At 45.0% G+C, this 16,968-nt stretch carries 14 protein-coding genes; 3 read left to right on the top strand and 11 right to left on the bottom strand.

Annotated features, from left to right (window positions below; genetic code table 11):
- Positions 1-57 precede the first annotated feature (57 nt).
- Positions 58-2,214 carry a GGDEF/EAL-containing response regulator gene (locus BUR09_RS05535; RefSeq protein ID WP_074215963.1) on the bottom strand — a complete coding sequence of 719 codons (2,157 nt, stop codon included), beginning with the start codon at positions 2,212-2,214 and terminating at the stop codon, positions 58-60.
- Between the two features lie 171 nt (positions 2,215-2,385).
- On the opposite strand from BUR09_RS05535, the gene BUR09_RS05530 reads away from it, so the two are divergent.
- Both BUR09_RS05530 and BUR09_RS05525 read left to right on the top strand, forming a co-directional pair.
- The gene (locus BUR09_RS05530) at positions 2,386-3,033 is read left to right on the top strand and encodes a DUF47 domain-containing protein (protein ID WP_074215962.1); all 648 of its coding nucleotides are present in this window, start codon (positions 2,386-2,388) and stop codon (positions 3,031-3,033) included.
- 12 nt (positions 3,034-3,045) lie between these two features.
- A complete protein-coding gene (locus BUR09_RS05525) occupies positions 3,046-4,536 on the top strand; it encodes an inorganic phosphate transporter (RefSeq protein WP_074215961.1) in 1,491 nt (496 codons plus the stop codon).
- Between the two features lie 315 nt (positions 4,537-4,851).
- On the opposite strand, the gene BUR09_RS05520 is transcribed toward BUR09_RS05525, so the two are convergent.
- The 10 genes from BUR09_RS05520 to BUR09_RS05475 all read right to left on the bottom strand — a co-directional run bounded on the left by BUR09_RS05520 (position 4,852) and on the right by BUR09_RS05475 (position 15,915).
- Entirely contained in the window at positions 4,852-6,561 is a 1,710-nt protein-coding gene (locus tag BUR09_RS05520; RefSeq protein WP_074215960.1) for an FAD-dependent oxidoreductase, read from the bottom strand.
- 579 nt (positions 6,562-7,140) lie between these two features.
- Complete coding sequence (locus BUR09_RS05515) at positions 7,141-9,270, bottom strand: methyl-accepting chemotaxis protein (protein WP_074215959.1); 2,130 nt, start codon at positions 9,268-9,270, stop codon at positions 7,141-7,143.
- Between the two features lie 180 nt (positions 9,271-9,450).
- On the bottom strand, positions 9,451-10,461 hold the full coding sequence (locus BUR09_RS05510) for an FAD:protein FMN transferase (protein WP_074215958.1): 1,011 nt from the start codon (positions 10,459-10,461) through the stop codon (positions 9,451-9,453).
- Positions 10,462-10,475: 14 nt separating this feature from the next.
- Positions 10,476-11,378 carry an RnfABCDGE type electron transport complex subunit B gene (rnfB, locus tag BUR09_RS05505; protein ID WP_074215957.1) on the bottom strand — a complete coding sequence of 301 codons (903 nt, stop codon included), beginning with the start codon at positions 11,376-11,378 and terminating at the stop codon, positions 10,476-10,478.
- A 57-nt stretch (positions 11,379-11,435) separates the two neighbouring features.
- The gene (locus tag BUR09_RS05500; RefSeq protein ID WP_074215956.1) at positions 11,436-12,011 is read right to left on the bottom strand and encodes an electron transport complex protein RnfA; all 576 of its coding nucleotides are present in this window, start codon (positions 12,009-12,011) and stop codon (positions 11,436-11,438) included.
- A gap of 13 nt (positions 12,012-12,024) precedes the next feature.
- On the bottom strand, positions 12,025-12,702 hold the full coding sequence (gene rsxE / locus BUR09_RS05495; RefSeq protein ID WP_074215955.1) for an electron transport complex subunit RsxE: 678 nt from the start codon (positions 12,700-12,702) through the stop codon (positions 12,025-12,027).
- Positions 12,703-12,753: 51 nt separating this feature from the next.
- A complete protein-coding gene (rnfG, locus tag BUR09_RS05490; protein ID WP_074215954.1) occupies positions 12,754-13,335 on the bottom strand; it encodes an RnfABCDGE type electron transport complex subunit G in 582 nt (193 codons plus the stop codon).
- Between the two features lie 3 nt (positions 13,336-13,338).
- Positions 13,339-14,298 carry an RnfABCDGE type electron transport complex subunit D gene (locus BUR09_RS05485; protein ID WP_074215953.1) on the bottom strand — a complete coding sequence of 320 codons (960 nt, stop codon included), beginning with the start codon at positions 14,296-14,298 and terminating at the stop codon, positions 13,339-13,341.
- A 9-nt stretch (positions 14,299-14,307) separates the two neighbouring features.
- Positions 14,308-15,504 (bottom strand): 4Fe-4S dicluster domain-containing protein, encoded by a 1,197-nt coding sequence (locus tag BUR09_RS05480; protein WP_074215952.1) that lies wholly within the window; start codon positions 15,502-15,504, stop codon positions 14,308-14,310.
- Between the two features lie 9 nt (positions 15,505-15,513).
- On the bottom strand, positions 15,514-15,915 hold the full coding sequence (locus tag BUR09_RS05475) for a cytochrome c3 family protein (RefSeq protein ID WP_074215951.1): 402 nt from the start codon (positions 15,913-15,915) through the stop codon (positions 15,514-15,516).
- A gap of 323 nt (positions 15,916-16,238) precedes the next feature.
- Here BUR09_RS05475 and BUR09_RS05470 point away from each other — a divergent pair, with 323 nt between their 5' ends.
- Positions 16,239-16,769, top strand: coding sequence for a chemotaxis protein CheW (locus BUR09_RS05470; protein WP_074215950.1), 531 nt, complete (start codon positions 16,239-16,241; stop codon positions 16,767-16,769).
- The last annotated feature ends 199 nt before the right edge of the window (positions 16,770-16,968 follow it).

Here is a 16,968-nt window from a genome sequence, read left to right as displayed (position 1 = left end):
GGTGGAGTTTACTAACTCCACCCTTTTTTATTTATACAGAAACTGGCTCTACCTACACTACACAACCATCTCATCGCCAAGCATGACAATGAAATCATCAGCAGCAACAGGTTTCGAAAATAAGAATCCCTGTGCTTCTTCACACTGATGATGCTGAAGAAACACTAACTGTTCATCTGTTTCAACGCCTTCTGCCACAACATGCAATTTCATCTGCTTTGCCATGGAGAGAATCGCTGAAACAATATTTCCATCGTTCTCATCTTCAGGAATACCGTCAATAAACGTCCGGTCAATCTTCAAAATATCAATTGGGAATATCTTCAAATAGTACAGTGAGGAATATCCTGTTCCAAAATCATCAATAACAATCTTTACCCCAAGCTGAGCTAACTCACGAAGAATCTGGGCAGTCTTATCCAAATTCTTCATCATAATGGTCTCAGTAATCTCAAGCTCTAGCTTTTCTGGATTAATTCCAGACTCTTCAATAACACTACGTACAGTTGTGTACAAATCTTCTGTAAACTGCACTGCTGAGATATTCACAGATATCGTTAGATAAGAATAGCCCATTTCGTGCCATGCATGCATTTGCTTACAGGAATCAATCAAAACCTGTTCACCGAGATCACGGACAAGCCCTGTTTCTTCTGCTACAGGAATAAATTCAGCAGGATTCCCCACGCTACCATCCTCACGAATCCAGCGAACAAGTGCCTCTGCGCCGACAATCTCACCAGTCTGGACATCAAAACGGGGTTGAAAGTATGGAATAAATTCATGACGTTCAAGTCCATCACGAATCAATCGTTCTAGCTTAAGGCGCTCTTTGACCTGTTCCAACATTCTGGAATCAAATCGCATCCAGCTGGAACGCTTTTGTTCTTTTGCACGGTACATCGCAATATCGCTACGGGTAAGCAAGGTATTCGCATCATGCCCATCATCCGGATAACACGTAATACCTATAGTTACTGACAAGTGAAGCTTATGCGAAGCGATATAGAATGGCTCCTTAAAAACTCTATTCAACTGTTCCGCATGTCTGGAAATAATATGTTCTTCCGTAACATTCGGGAGTAAGACAAGAAATTCATCCCCACCAACTCTGGCTACTTTCCCATTACCACCGATGACTTCTTCAAGACGGGTTGCGACAAGCTTAAGTAGTTGATCACCTAAGTCATGCCCCAAGCTATCGTTAATACGTTTGAAGTTATCGAGATCAATAAAAAGTAAACAGAATTTTGTCTCGCCGGAATCCTGCTCAAGTAACTCATGCAGGAAATTCATTATATAAAAGCGATTCGGCAACGAAGTCAGCTCATCATGATACGCCTGATGCGCCACAATTTCCTTTTGTGCTTTAAGCTCTGTAATATTATACAGCACGCCCAACGTACACAGCTTGCCTTCATTTCCGTTCATGAACTCGCTACGATACAATACATAATGTGAAGCGGAATTATCCTTCCCTATGTATGTAATTTCACAATCACCGGAATTGTTATTTTCAAAAAGATTGCTACACAACGCATCTGCACATGTTGTAGTTGTTGAAAGTAAATCAGGAATTCTTCGAGCGACTACTTCGCTTTTTTCAAGCTGTAGCATGTCGCAAAAGGCCTTGTTGCAGTCAATACAAACAAAATTTCTATCGCTGATATACAAAGGACTCGGTATAGCTTCAACAAGGTTGTTTACAAAACTGCTATTTGACCGCAATAATTGTTGATAGCGAACCAGCTGATCATTTGTTGACTGTAGTTCATGAGAATGAGTCTCTAAACGAGATTCAAGTAATGAATGGTATTGGCGACGTTCGAGCAAAAGGCTCGCTCGTTCCAGACATTTTTTTACTGCATGATCAAGTACACCATGATCAACTATCGGCTTAGAGATGAACTCCCAGGCCCCATTTTTCAGAGCCCTCACAGCTTCATCCACTAAGTTAACGCCGGAAATAACAATTACCGGTACAAATGGCGCTACTTTTTTAACATGCTCAACAACTGCAAGGCCGCCTGTATTAGGCATGAGCAAATCTACGATCACAATATCTGGCTGATTTTGTGAAAAAAGTTCAATCCCCTCTGTACCATTACAGGCTTGCGTTACAAAAAAGCCGCTATCTTCGAAGTAAACCGAAATATTACGGCGCAACATTGTATCATCATCTATAATTAATAGATGCAGTGTATCCCCTTGCATGCGTTCTAACCCTCTTTCTCTTACGCGATGTGGTAAACGGATAGAGCAACCTTCGCTGCAAAAATACAAATATATACAGAACAATCGTGCGAAAGATATTTCGCATACATTACATGGAATATTAGATACTGAAAAGTAATTGTTACAAGCAATTATCATACTGGAGGAGAGATGTCGCACAGCGTGCTGAAAAAGCAGATTGGACTAAAAAAACGCATTGATGAATTTTTAGATCAGGTAAGCGAAGCCTCTTTGCTTTTTAAGCAAGGGGTAGGTTTCTATATTGACGAGAAGCATGACCAGTTTGAACAAAAACTAAATCAGATTTCCCGTGTAGAACATCACGGTGATGAAATGCGACGGGCAATTGAGCGTCAGCTTTATCTTAAGACACTTATTCCTGAATCCCGTGGTGATGTACTCCAACTCTTAGAACAGTTGGACACACTGCTTGACTGCTGCAAAGAAGTACTTTGGCAATTCCAGATTGAACTACCGGAAGTCCCATGTAAGTCGCATGAAGATATGTTGGAACTTGTTTCTTACTCAGTAGAGTCCGTTGAGGCGATTGTACGCTCCGCACGCGCATTCTTCCGCAGTTCTGACGTATCCGATCACCTTCACAAAGTTTCATACTGGGAAAGTGAATCAGACAAAGTTACCACCCGCATGCTTATGGATATTTACCGTCGCGATGACTTGAGCTTGTGCCACAAAAGCCAGCTCAAGGATCTTGTCCGGCAGGTTGCACAGATTGCTGACAAAGCAGAAGACGTGGCAGACAGACTCACCATTTACGTTATCAAGCGGATGCTCTAAGGACGGTTCTCTATGTTGCCTGTATTCTTATCCAGCGGCCTCTTCCTTGGCTGGTCACTGGGCGCAAACGATGCAGCAAACGTTTTTGGCGCTGCTGTGGGCTCACGCATGGTGCGGTTCAGAACCGCGGCCATTATCAGCTCGCTCTGCGTTATTTTCGGCGCTATGTACAGCGGCTCCGGTACAGCTGATACTCTGGGAAAACTTGGGGAGGTCAACGCACTTGCCGGTGCATTCATGGTCGCATTCTCTGCCGCCATCACCGTATATCTACTCGTAAAAGCCCGTTGTCTCGTTTCCACATCGCAGGCAATTGTCGGTGCTGTTGTCGGATGGAACTTGTTTAGCGGCTCCGCAACAGATCCTGCTGTACTGAGTAAAATTATGCTCACTTGGGTAGCCTGCCCTGCCTTGTCTGCCGTATTCTCAATCCTGCTATACAAATGCATAGCAGGCCTCATTCGCGCTGCACAACTACATATTTTTACCCTGGACGGAATGACCCGCTGGGGACTTATCCTTGCCGGAGCCTTCGGTTCCTACGCCCTTGGCGCAAACAACATGGCAAACGTAATGGGTGTTTTTATTCCAGTAGCCCACTTACAGCCAATTGAAATTCTACCGGGATTAACTCTCAATGCTACCCAGCAACTATTCTTCCTCGGTGGCATAGCTGTATCCATAGGTATCTTCACCTATTCACGCAGAACAATGATGCTCGTCGGTGGAGGAATCGTAAAGTTATCCCCTGTTGCATCCTTCGTGGTTGTTATGGCGAACTCACTCGTTCTGTTCATGCTTTCATCACAAGGACTTTCCAACTTATCAGTATCACTCGGTTTACCACCAATCCCACTTGTACCTGTTTCCAGTTCACAGGCAACTATCGGTGCAATTGTCGGAATCGGCCTACTCAAAGGCGGCAGGGGCATCCGTTGGCGTTCCCTCGCAAACATTGCCTTTGGTTGGATTCTTACCCCAGTCATGGCAGCAACAATCTGCTTTATCTGTTTGTTCTTCTTACAGAACGTATTCCAACAGACAACCTTCCAGCCTATTTCCTATGAATTAACACCAAGTGCATGGGAAAAACTTACAGAACTGGATGACATTAAACAGGACCATCTGGACAAAATTGACGACCTCTGGCTTGAACGGTTCCCTAATGCACGAGAGTTCCGCGAAGCTCTGGCATATCGCCTCGGCAAGCAACCAGAAGTGATCAAAACAATTATGCACTACGCCCGACGCGACTCGCTCAGGCTGTCACCAAGGATTATTGAGCGGCTCAGTACAGACAAGCTCACAACAGCCGAAATCACGGTACTGAAGAATCTTTCAGGACAAGTGTTCGTCCACAGATGGCGGCTTAAAGACGCCCTCGGAGAATTATCGTCTCTATGGCGCTATTCAGACACTGACGTCGAACATAACAAAAAACTCGACGCCAAGTTCAAGTATCTCGATTCAAAGCTGCATGTCCAAGAATCTGAAGGATATTAGCTCACAGGAGTCTTCGACAATTTATTTTGCCTCTGACGTCCAGAAGCTTTTAACTGCGAGCACAGCCCGTTGCTTACAAACGCTTCCGGTTTACACTCCACAACCTTTCATAAAATAAAAAAGGGCTGTCCTTCATATGAAGGACAGCCCTTTTTACTATTAAGTCAGCGAATTAACGCCGCGTGAAAACTCTAAAAACAAATTTTATTCGCGTAATAAAAGTTTTTGGAGATTTTTAAGAACCTTTTTCCAAAAAGGTTCTTAAAGCCCCGCTGGCAAGCGCCGCCGGAGGCAAGATCACCAAAAACACACTGATTAGATTTTAGCGTTCAGTTTTTTCTGAGCGCCCATACCACCAGCAGAAGCTTTGATGTTATCACAGCCGAGTTCAGTAGCAAGAAGCATTGCTTCGTAAGAACGCAGACCAGTATTACAAATCATAACAACCTGTTTGTCTTTAGGAATCTCGTTGATACGCGCGCTAATTTCTTCGTTAGGAATGTTATGCCAGTGCTCTGGGTATGCTTCGCACATATCTTTTGCACCACCAGCAAGACGGGTATCGATGAAGTAGTAATCACCACAATCGCGCTCTGCCCAACAAGATTCAAACTCGCCTGGGTCCATGTATTTGTTTCTGCCAGCGAGCACGTTGTCTGCAACGTTAGCAACAGCGTTTACGATATCCATAGCAGAGGAGAACGGTGGAGAGTAAACAACTTCAAGGTTTGCTACATCGTCGATGGTTGCATGGGAAGAAATAAGCGGTACCACTGCGTTGATACGTGCAGTGAGCGCATCGCCGAATTCGTTCATGCCCTGCATACCAAGAATACGACGGGTTGGACGGTCAACAACGATCTGGAGAGACATGAGAGCTTTTTCTGGGAAGAAGTGAGCTCTGTCCATCTGCTCAACGTGAACGGAGATTGCGTCAAAACCGTTAGCAAGAGCCTGCTCGAGGGTAAGACCGGCACCACTGCAAGACATTTCAAACAATTTTACGCACCAGCTGCCGATTGCGCCAGCCATGCTTGCGTCGCCACCAGCAAGGTTAGTACCGATGATACGACCCTGACGGTTAGCCATAGAACCGAGCGGGAAGAAGCCGCGTTTGCCGGTTACGAGGTTAGGAATGCTTACGCAGTCACCACCGGAGTAGATCGCTGGATCAGAAGTCTGGAAGTGATCGTTAACGAGGATTGCACCGCGTTTGTCACACTCAATGCCAGCTTCAACAGCAATTTCAGTATTAGGAGAAACACCAACTGCAAGGATAACGAGGTCTGCTTCGATTTCACGCTTGTTGGTGATAACTTTAGTTACTTTGCCGTCTTCGCCTTCAAAACGAACAACAGACTCTTCGAGGTATACGTTTACGTCGTTATTCTCGAGGTCTGCTTGTGCCATTTTAGCCAAAGACTTTGGCATAAAACCTGGAAGAACCTGGCTCTGAAGCTCAACAACGCTAGTGTTGATGCCCCACATATCTGCAAACGCAACAGCCATTTCGAGACCGATAAAACCAGCACCAACTACAACTGCATTGTTAACTTCGCCGTTTGCAACTGCGTTTTTGATAACTTCAGCTTCTTCGAGGTTGGTAGCAGGAGTAATACCTTTAAGGTCAATACCTTCAAATGGAGGCATGTTTGGCTTGGAACCAGTTGCGATTACGAGTTCGTCGTAAGAAAGAACTTCTTTTTCGCCGGTCAAAACGTTTTCGATAGAAACAGTTTTTGCTTCACGGTCAATAGAAGTTGCGCGAGTGTTAATAAGAACGTCTACGTCTTTGTTTGTTTTGAAAAACGCAGCGTCACGAACGATATGGTATGGGGTAGACTGAAGGTCTACAACGGTATTTACTTCACCGGAAACAAAGTAAGGGATGCCGCAACCACCGTAGGAAATACGTGGAGCCTGATCGATCATGGTTACTTTTGCGTCTGGACAAAGACGTTTGTAACGACAGGCAGCTTTTGGACCAAGGGCAACAGCACCAATAACAATTACGTGCTTAGACATAAGACATCCTCCGCAAAAGATGGTAATTCGGCGGCAGGCTCGCTCTCACAATGAACTGTCTGTCGCACAATTTACTGTAAAATAAAAAGAAACAAATCAGTTAAACGTGTTCACTGATGCAGCTGAACACTCCATATAGCAGCAAGTTAGTAAAAAGCTAATTAGTAACCGCTGCGACAACACAATCATTCTGCACCTCAGCAAGACAGCAAAAATGCAGAAGAAGTCTGTATATGCTCACATTTACAGTAAGAATTCACTATGTAAACACATACAAACGGATTGCATCGCGTGAGGGTAGGACTAGCATGTTTTGCTATTTTTGCAAGTAGTGATTAAGCACAAGACATACTCTACCAACGAAGTAGGATATGTATCAATCATATTGATACTCAAGCCCTTACAAAAAGCCACCCTCGCTAGTTCCAACTCATACACCATCGTCTTCAGCCCGTCATTGATGCACATCAAGAGTTGTAGATGCGAGCTAACCCATGCTCAAAAATAGCATAAACGGGATTGTCTGACGCCACTCAGACAATCCCGTTTGAAGTATTGTTACATGTATGTGATCAGCTACTATTGTTGCATTTCACGCACGATTGATGCGAGCTCGTCTGTCAACGAAGAAAGTTCTTCAAGAGCACTAGAGGCCTCACTCATAGAATCATTTGTTTCCATGCTGATTCTGGCAACTTCTTCTGTTCCGCTATTAATCTGCTCGGAAGTAGCAGCCTGCTCTTCGGAAGCTGTCGCAATAGCACGAACCTGATCTGCTGTGGATTCTGAGATACTCACAATATTCATCAAAGATGTCCCAGACTGCTGTGCCTGCAGTGTACTGCTTTCTACCACACCAGACACCTCTTCCATACTTTTGATATTGTAACGTGTACCAGCTTGAATAGATGCAATAGACTCACCAACCTCACGTGTTGCATTCATAGTCTTTTCAGCAAGCTTACGAACTTCGTCAGCAACGACGGCAAAACCGCGCCCCGCTTCACCTGCACGTGCAGCTTCTATTGCTGCGTTCAACGCCAACAGGTTGGTCTGATCTGCAATATCTGAAATAACATCCATTACCTGGCCAATACCTTCAGCTTCTGCTCCGAGCTCATCAAGACCTTTTTTCATCTCTCCAACCTGACGGTTGATCTCGGTAATTGAATCCACAACTTCATTTACAACAGAGGCTCCTTCTGTAGCACGACTCTTTGCAGCATCCGCATTGGCTGCAGCCTCAGAAGCATTTTTTGCAACTTCCAACACTGTAACATTCATCTCTTCCATGGCAGTCGCTGTTTCTGTCATGCGATCACGCTGGATTTGCGCACCATGGCTAGACTGATTTACTTGCGCAGATAATTGCTCAGAAGCAGAAGAAACACGTTCAACAATACCTTCAATTCGCGAGGCAGCTTCTGCGATACCTCGCTGCATTGCCAGCTCACCTTCCCGTTTCGCCTGTTCACTTTCAAGAACAGCCTTCTCAGCAATCTGCGCTTTTTCTTTTGCTTCACGAGACTGATCTTCTGCTTCATTAAGGGCATCCACAGCCTGCATAGTCATACTCTTTAAGCCATGATGCAATTCAAGCAATTCACCGGAAAATAATTTTTCATCAGGAATTACAGATAAGTCTTGAAAAGAAGAATCCGCAACTCTGGTTGCGACTCTTGTCATAAGTACAACAGGATTAGCAACGCGCGATGCAATAAACCACATCCCCAACAAACCTAATATAATAAAACAACAAGCTGTTAATAAGAGGCTTTTAATTTCAGAGATAGATCTGTTTGTAAGATAACTCTTTGGCAAAGTAACCATGAGGCACCATGGTTTCGTAATGTTACCCACCCAAATAGGCTTGATAATTTGATAACTATTTAGTTGTTCATTGAAATAAACCCCGTCACCGCCCTCTTTAACCAGTCGGGGTAAATCCGTTAATTCAGTATATACCTCAGAAATATTACTCCCAATTGATTTTGACTGTGCAGAATGCGCAACCACAATTCCGTTATTTGCAATGATTGCAATTTCACCTGCACCACCAAACAGCTGTTTATCTGCAACTTCTTCTTGCAAGAAGGCGTTATCTAAATCAATACCGACAACTCCCAAATATTCACCGCGAACAAGTATAGGGCTTACCAAAGTGCTGACAAGCCTTTTCCGTCCTTGTACAGTGTAATAATATGGATCAATCATAAAGTCCTGCCGAAGCCCTTTTGGGATCAGAACATCATAATCAACCAACGGCTCAACAACAAAGCTATTTCCAGCTCCGCGCGTCCAATACGGCATGTACTGTCCTGAACCATCGTGCCCTTCGGCATTAATATATTTATCATCTTTTCCATCTATTGTATTCGGCATCCACAATGTAAAATTTGCTAATACAGATGGATTTTCCTTAAGTACATTCTGCAACAGGTTATTTACTGATTTTCTTTCTAAATATTGTACTTCACGCATCCCAGCTAAAGATGCAGCTATAGTACGAGTAATAGTCAACGCTTGGTTCATTTTATCCTGTGTTTTTCCAGAATATGCTGTTGCAATTGATGTTGCATTCGTAAGCGTATCTTCAGATGAAGTATTCCATAATGTTATACTGAAAATAGTAATAAGAGCAGCCATAGCAATAACAAGTGTAACGCCAGAGAAAAAAGTTATTCTCACCTTAATTGAATTTATATTCACTCAACACCTCCTTAAATTCTAAGAACTTATCGGAGATCAAAGAAAAAACTTAAACACCGTTCACTCATCTTAAAAATTTTTCTTACATCAACACTACATTTCAATTTTTTTTTAAACATAAAAAAAATGCCAGTCTGCATTGCAGACTGGCATTTTTACATTGCTTTTTCAGAAAAAGTACTAGCCAAAGTAAGTTGTACTCAACTTCATACCATTCTTTGTTACAAAAAGTGCTTCGCGTCCATTAAGCGCTTCAACAAACTGAAGACCGCGACGAGACTGCATAATGAAGGCAGCTGTTGCCAGTGCGTCCGCTTCCATCACACTTGGAGCCAAAATAGATACGGATGCCACGTTGTTAGGACTCATGCCGGACTGTGGGCTTACCAGATGGTGATACATGTGGTGCTTATCGTAGAACACTTCGTACCCACCGGAAGTAGCAAGTGCGCCTGTGGTCATCTGAATAACCGCTGGGTAGTTACCTTTCTTTTCAGGGTCCTGCACAGCAACAACCCAAGGCTTGCTGCCGACTTTTTCACCCATAGTGCGGATATCGCCACCAGCGTTAATCATGTGGTTTTTAGCACCGTATGCAGCAAGAACTGCAGACGCTTTATCCACAATGTACCCTTTTGCAATGCCATCCAGAGTAATCCCCATTCCTTCGCGGTTCAGGCGAATAGAATCACGTTTCTGAACAAGTGAATCAGCATCTACAAGAGAGAGCGCTTCTTCAAACTCTGCTTTTGAAAGTTCCATCTTACCGTTACGGTTTGCTTTCTCCTTGTAGAGATCAACAACCGGCTTAATGGTTACATCAAATGCTTTATCAGAAAGCTTGCTGATTAAACGTGCATTACGCACAACGTCTGCAAGTTCCTGTGGAATGCCGGAAAGCCGTCCATCTCTGTTCAATACAGAAACAGGGGAATCGCTGCGGTAACGGCTGAGAAGGGCCTCAAGACGAGTAATCTCCTCAAAACTGCGTCCAATTGCTTCCTCACCAAGCTGCTTGGAAGGGTGCAACGCAGTAATAGTTACCACAGTACCCATCATAAAACGGGTTTCCTGCACTTTGTATTCGTTACCCACACGGGCGGCAGACGCTACTGCTGGCACGCCGGTTACAGCGGCACCAAGACCGAGCACACCGCAAGCCTGCAGGAACTGTCGACGAGAAGTAGTCATAGTCTTCGCTCCTATTAGGCGTTAGGCTGTGGTTTTTCTGCTTCTGCGGCTTGAGCAACTTCAGCAGCTTTTTTAGCCGCTGCTGCTTCCTGAGCCTTAGCGGAAATACCTACTGGACACATTAAGCGCAGAATATCACGCGGACACGCATCAACACATGCTTCTTCACAGTCAGGACCGTAGGCAAGACATGCAGCCTGATCAATTCTGATTTGACCGTTAACTTGAGAAATAGCCTTTGCAGGACATTTCTTCACGCACTTCATGCAGTTAATACAGCCAGCTTCACACACGTTCATAACAGCTTTCATTTTGTCCTGAGTAGAACAGAAAACCTGAACACGTGCGCGACGCGGAATCATTTCAAGAACCTGATTTGGGCAAACGTTGATACATGCGCCACAAGCCACGCACTTATCAGGATCAATCACAACCAGATCATTTGCAATGTACATGGCATCAAACGGACAGGCTTTAACGCAGTCGCCGTAGCCAAGACAGGAATATTTACAAGCATCAGCGCCGTCTTCCAACAGGCCGGCGGCCGTACAGGACTGCACCCCCTGATACTCAAATTTCTTTTCAACTTTACCTTGATCCTTCACGCAACGACGGAAGGAAATTTCCGGATCATCGCCACCGGCAGACTTGCCGGAGAGTTCTGCAACTGCAATGGAAACGTCTGCACCACCTGCACAACACAAGCCAGCAGATACATCCGGATCGGTAATTACGGCGATAGCGTATGCTTCACAACCTGCATAGCCACAACCACCGCAGTTAGCACCCGGAAGCGCTTCGCATATTGCCTCTACTCTTGGATCTTCTTCCACATAGAAGACACGGGATGCTGCAGAGAGCACAACCGCACAGAAAAAGCCCAGAGCTAGCAATGAAAGGACAGATGTCACAACCATAATGCTATCCTTGTTGGTTTATCCCGCAAGGGGAGTCACATGCATATAACCCTGCGCCTAAGAGATCATGCCCTTAAAGGCCATGAAGGACAGAGACATGATACCAGCCATCACCAGCGCAGCAGGTACACCCTGCATGGACTTTGGCAGATGGGTAACTTCCAGCCGTTCGCGAATAGCGGCAAGTAGCACAAGAGCAAGCAAGAAACCTAAGCCCGAAGCAAATGAGTAGAACATGGAAAGGCCGAGGTCGAATTCTTTACGCTGAACCAGAATTGCCACACCTAGCACCGCACAGTTTGTTGTAATGAGCGGAAGAAAAATACCCAATGCGTTGTAAAGCGGCGGGATGGATTTCTTCAGGAACATCTCAACAAGCTGCACGAGTGAAGCGATAACAAGAATAAACATAATGGTCTGCAAATAGCCGAGCTCAAGCGGAAGAAGCACATACTCCTGAATAAGCCATGTCAGCGGGGTTGCAATAACCATAACAAAGATAACCGCGCCGCCCATGCCCAGAGACACACCCTTTTCCTTGGAGCAGCCAAGGTACGGGCACTGTCCCAGATATTGGGCAAGAACGATGTTGTTAACAAAGATCGCGGAGATAAACATCAGGAAATAATCCATACTATACTACCTCCTATTTCTTAAAGCCAGCTGCACAGGCACGACAAGCATGACAACCTGTGGAAGGATTTTCAGGAACAGGCTCACCACGACGTTTAGCCTGGACAATACTCAAGAAGTTCATGCCTGCGAGGATAAGGCCAAGAGCGACAAACGCCCCCGGTGCTGCAACCATGAATTTAACCGGCTCGAATGATGCACCCATAATTTCAACACCGAACACTGTGCCGGTACCGAACAGTTCGCGAACAGCACCAAGGAAGGTAAGAGACAGTGTAAAACCGATTCCCATGCCAAGGCCGTCTGCAACAGCCATATGAACAGGGTTCTTACCAGCAAATGCTTCCGCTCTGCCAAGAATAAGGCAGTTAACAACAATCAGAGGTACAAAGATACCGAGCTGCTGATATAAAGGATAAGCGTATGCCTGCATCAACAATTCCACGGATACTACAAGAGATGCAGCAATGGTAATGTAACAGGCAATTCGAACTTTTTTAGGTATGATCTTACGGATCAACGAAACAAGAAAACTAGACAGAGTGATAACGAATACTACCGCCATCCCCATACCGAAACCGTTTTCTGCTGTGGTTGTAACCGCAAGAGTCGGACACAGACCAAGCAGGAGTCGGAACGGTGGAAGCTCCGCCCACAAGCCTTTGGAAAACTCTTTCCACATGCCGGCCATATTTTCCTCCTCAAATCGCGCAATATTGCGCGTTCACGTTATTCTTACAACCTATTTAAAGGCTTTCAGAATCTCTTCTTTCAAGGCGCTGTAAATGTTACCAGCATCTTGAACCGCAGCCACAGTACCACCGGAAGAAATGGTTGCGCCGGAAATGGCGTCAATCGCACCACCTTGAGACTTCAGTTGAGCCTCCTCTCCAGAAATACCGCTGAACTGAGCGCGAAAATCTGGCTCTGCAATGCGGGTTCCGAGTCCCGGGGTTTCTTTCATTGTGGTTATGCCGATACCAACAAGCTTATTGTCTTCTAGGTTGAACCCAACCATAACGCCAATATTGTCACCGTAACCGCCGCCGAAACCTTCGATTGCAACGGCTTTAAGCTCGCCATCTACTTTAAGCGGGAATACGTTAACAGGCTTGTTGGTAAGAGGATTTGTGAACTTTTTACGTTCCTGCACAGGATCATTCGTATAGTCAGGCAGTACCTGTTTCAGGGAAGGACCCTGTACGAATGTAAGCAACTGCAATTCAATGGTCGGTGCGGTCATCTGCTTGAGAGAAGATAACGCAAAGCCTGCGATACCACTGATGCAGGTCAACACAACGATCATCTTTAAGATTTCACGCATAGCTTACCTCGCTCCGAACGGTTTAGGCTTAATCATATCACAAAGCGGAGTAATCATGTTTGCAAGCAAGACCGCAAACAAAACACCATCAGGGTACTGACCGTATGTGCGAATGAGTATGATAAGGAAACCGGCCATAAGTCCGAATACGATTTTACCACCACGTGTGTTAGGGGAAGAGGTAAAGTCCGGAAGCAGGAAGAAGACTGCAAGCATGGTAGAACCGGTAAACAAGTGGAACAGCGGACTCGCATACAGTGTCGGATCAATTGAATAGTAAATACCACCGACAACCAGAAGAGAAGCCACTGTTGCCACAGGAATTTCCCATGTGATGATACGTCGTGCCAGCAGAACAATACCACCAAGAAGAATCGCACCAACCTGCACTGCACCGAGAGTGCCGAGCTGGTTACCCATAAGATGATCGGTCATTGAAATATCTGCGATATAATCAATACCAAAATACTTAAGCTGAGAAAGCGGATTCACCAAAATGGTATTCAGCATGGTAGCATCAACATTCATCTGAACCGGCCATGATACAACGCAGAATGCCCAGCCAACTGCGATGGCATTAATAGGCGCGCCGCCTAAGTTACCCCAAAGCATTTTACCAAGAATCATTGTTATTGCAGAACCAGCCACTACCAGCCACCATTCGGCACCAGCAGGCAGGATAAACGCAAACAATAAACCGGTTACGACTGCATGAAAGTCATCAACACGTATTTCCTTTTCCATTATTCTGGCGCAAAGCGCTTCAACAATAACAGCTGTAGCAATAGACAGTGCCATAACGCGAACAGCTTCCATTCCATACCAGTATATTGCGCCGGCAGCTGCCGGAAGCAGTGCGACCAGAATTGTGCTCATCATTCCCTTGATGGATACACCACAATGCATATGCGGTGCAGAGGCAACCTTCAGGAATGGAGCGGTGGGCAAAGATTGTTTCGCCATAATATCCCCCTACTCTTCAACCTGAAGAGCACAAGCGGCAACCTGTGATTCTTCAAGGGCTATTTTATGTTTTCCAAGGCGGATGTATTGAAGCATCGGACGACGAGCCGGACAGTAGTATGTACACAGTCCGCATTCCATACATGCGTTAATGTTTTCCTGACGACAGAAATCAAGCTCGTTGAATTCAACGTAGCGTGAAATCATGTTCGGCTGAATACGTGACGGACAATGCTGAATGCATGCGCCACAGCTAAAACAGGCATGATCGGAAATTGGCGCTGTAGAACCTGCAGGCATAACGAACAATGCATTAGTATCTTTGCTAATACCTTTGTTCAAATCGCCTGTGGCTTCACCACGCATTGGACCACCCATGATAACAGTATCGCTGTCCGTCACTTCAATTGAAGCATCTTTCAACAACGCACCCACAGGGGTTCCAATAGGAGCAACAATGTTTTTGCCTTCCACACAAACAACTGTATGTGTCAGCGGCATACCGCTTTCGGCAACAGCGCCAAGGTTGTAGAGCATATGCAGGCTGACAACATTAACACCCTTCATGATTTCTTTGCCTGTAATTTTGGCAACAACAAGCTCATCAAGACTGTTTGGGTATGCAGGTTCGATAAAGGCAACATCTGAACCATCAAAAGCTGCTGTAGAACCCGTAGGTAGAGCCACTACGGTCCGTGAAGCAGGCGACAGCCGCTTGAGCATATCAAGGCCGGCATTGATGGTGCTTTTTGCATGTACAAGCATGCTTTCTGCGTAGGTGATACCCGGTTCCGGGTTCAACGCATTCAGAATAAGCAAATCACAGCGCCTAATGAACGGACGGATATCTACGCCCAATCCTTTAAGCGCAGCCTGAAGCTCTTCACCTTCCAATGAAGCAAGGTCTACCGGCTCCACACCCGTTGGTTTAGGCTCTTCACCTTCCGCCGGAGCAGCAAGCTCCTGTGCTTTAATGATGACTTGAGTTTCTGTAACTTCTGTTACAACACCGGTAATGCCGGAATGCATATCACCAATTTTATCGTTCTTGTGATCAGCCACAAGAAGCCCAGGATATACTTCAGCTTTCTTCTTTACCGATTTTTTACCATGTCCATTGAGGGGGATACGCACTTCGAAAGGAACTGAACCAGTCTCAAATGCTCCTGTGTCCCCATGAGTCAGAATGAAAATATTCTTATTCATAAGACATCCCTATTTGAAATGACACTGGTTACACTGATCTTTAGTATAAGGACCAGCACCGAGTTCTTCATGGCAACCCATACAAGACTGATGGTACGCATCCATCAAACTAGGTACATCCGGATCGTCAGAAACTTTAGAATGGCAGTCGCTACATGGGGTAGCTTCAGCGTCTTCCGGCAGGTTGCCGTCATCATCAACTTCATCTGCAAGTTCATGATGGCAGGCCACACAACTCTCGCCGTACTCATCAACGTGTTTGGCATGGTCAAAGACAACCATACCTGCGCTGTTTTCTAACAGCACACGCATAGGAACGGCCGCAGTCTCTGCGGGACGCAAAAAGCCGTAGCACGCAACGGCAATAAGAATCGCAGTGAGTATTGCGATTGGAAAGTATCTCGTTGGCAAGGCACACCTTCCTGATACTGGTGTTAAACCCGACCGACCGAGTAAGAGAAAAAGATAGTCTGTTGGCGCCTTTTAACTAGAACATTTTTCCATTTTTGAAAAGGCTCACAGAGCCTTGTATTTAGGAAAAATAACGGCATGTTATATGCTTTAAAACTGATTTGATTGATTTCTCAATCAAATCAGTATGTAAACTTCATAAAAAAAATTTTCTTAAAAAATTCACAGTTGTTTCATGTCGTTATCGAAAAAAGCTATTTGTTTTCAAAGCACCAAAACTACGATACAACACCCGCACTTCAAAGAACTACACGGTGTAAAACATGCTTACTCAGACCAGTCCACAGGCGTTAAAAAAAATATTCACTTTTTCTGCCGGTTCCGAAACGTTCGGACTTCCGCTGCATCTCCTGCATGAAGTCATCTATCCAGAACACATTACCAGAGTCCCCAAAGCACCTGCTTTTATGGCGGGCATCCTGACCTATGGTTCTGAAACGATTTCCGTGCTGGATTTAAGCAAAAAACTTTGCCTTGCAGCACCATCCATCCGCGTTCATCATCCGGCTATCATCATCAATACTAGTATCGAAGATGAAACAATGCAATTAGCTTTACTTGTTGAGAGATTTGGCAAAATCGTCCAATACAAACCCTCTGAAACAATCAAGCGAAAGAACATTCCATTCAAGTCAAGCTCTGCAAAATTAAGCCATCAAGGGCAAAATTCAGCAGCATATGTACAGTCCAGAGAAGCAATCCGGAAGTTTGTAAGTGAAGAGCTCTACAGAGCAGGAGTCAGGATTCGTCTTTTAAATGAAACCACCCTCTTTTCAAAAGAAGAACTGACATGAAAATGAAGCTTGAGAATTCGATGTTTTTACTTTTTTCTCATACCGTTCTTTAAAGAATGTGACAAAGCCAGAAAACACTGCAAAAGGACTGCAACTAGCTTTATAGCTCCTTCAGTACCAATCTCACAATTATACAGTACCGCTGCTACCTTTCTCTATAAATCAGGCATAAAAAAAGGGTCATATGACCCTTTTTTTA

The organism is Halodesulfovibrio marinisediminis DSM 17456 (genome assembly GCF_900129975.1).
In the GTDB taxonomy this organism is placed as follows: Bacteria; Desulfobacterota; Desulfovibrionia; order Desulfovibrionales; family Desulfovibrionaceae; genus Halodesulfovibrio; species Halodesulfovibrio marinisediminis.
The sequence above is the reverse complement of the archived record's forward strand: the minus strand, read 5'-3'. Positions and strand labels throughout refer to the sequence as shown.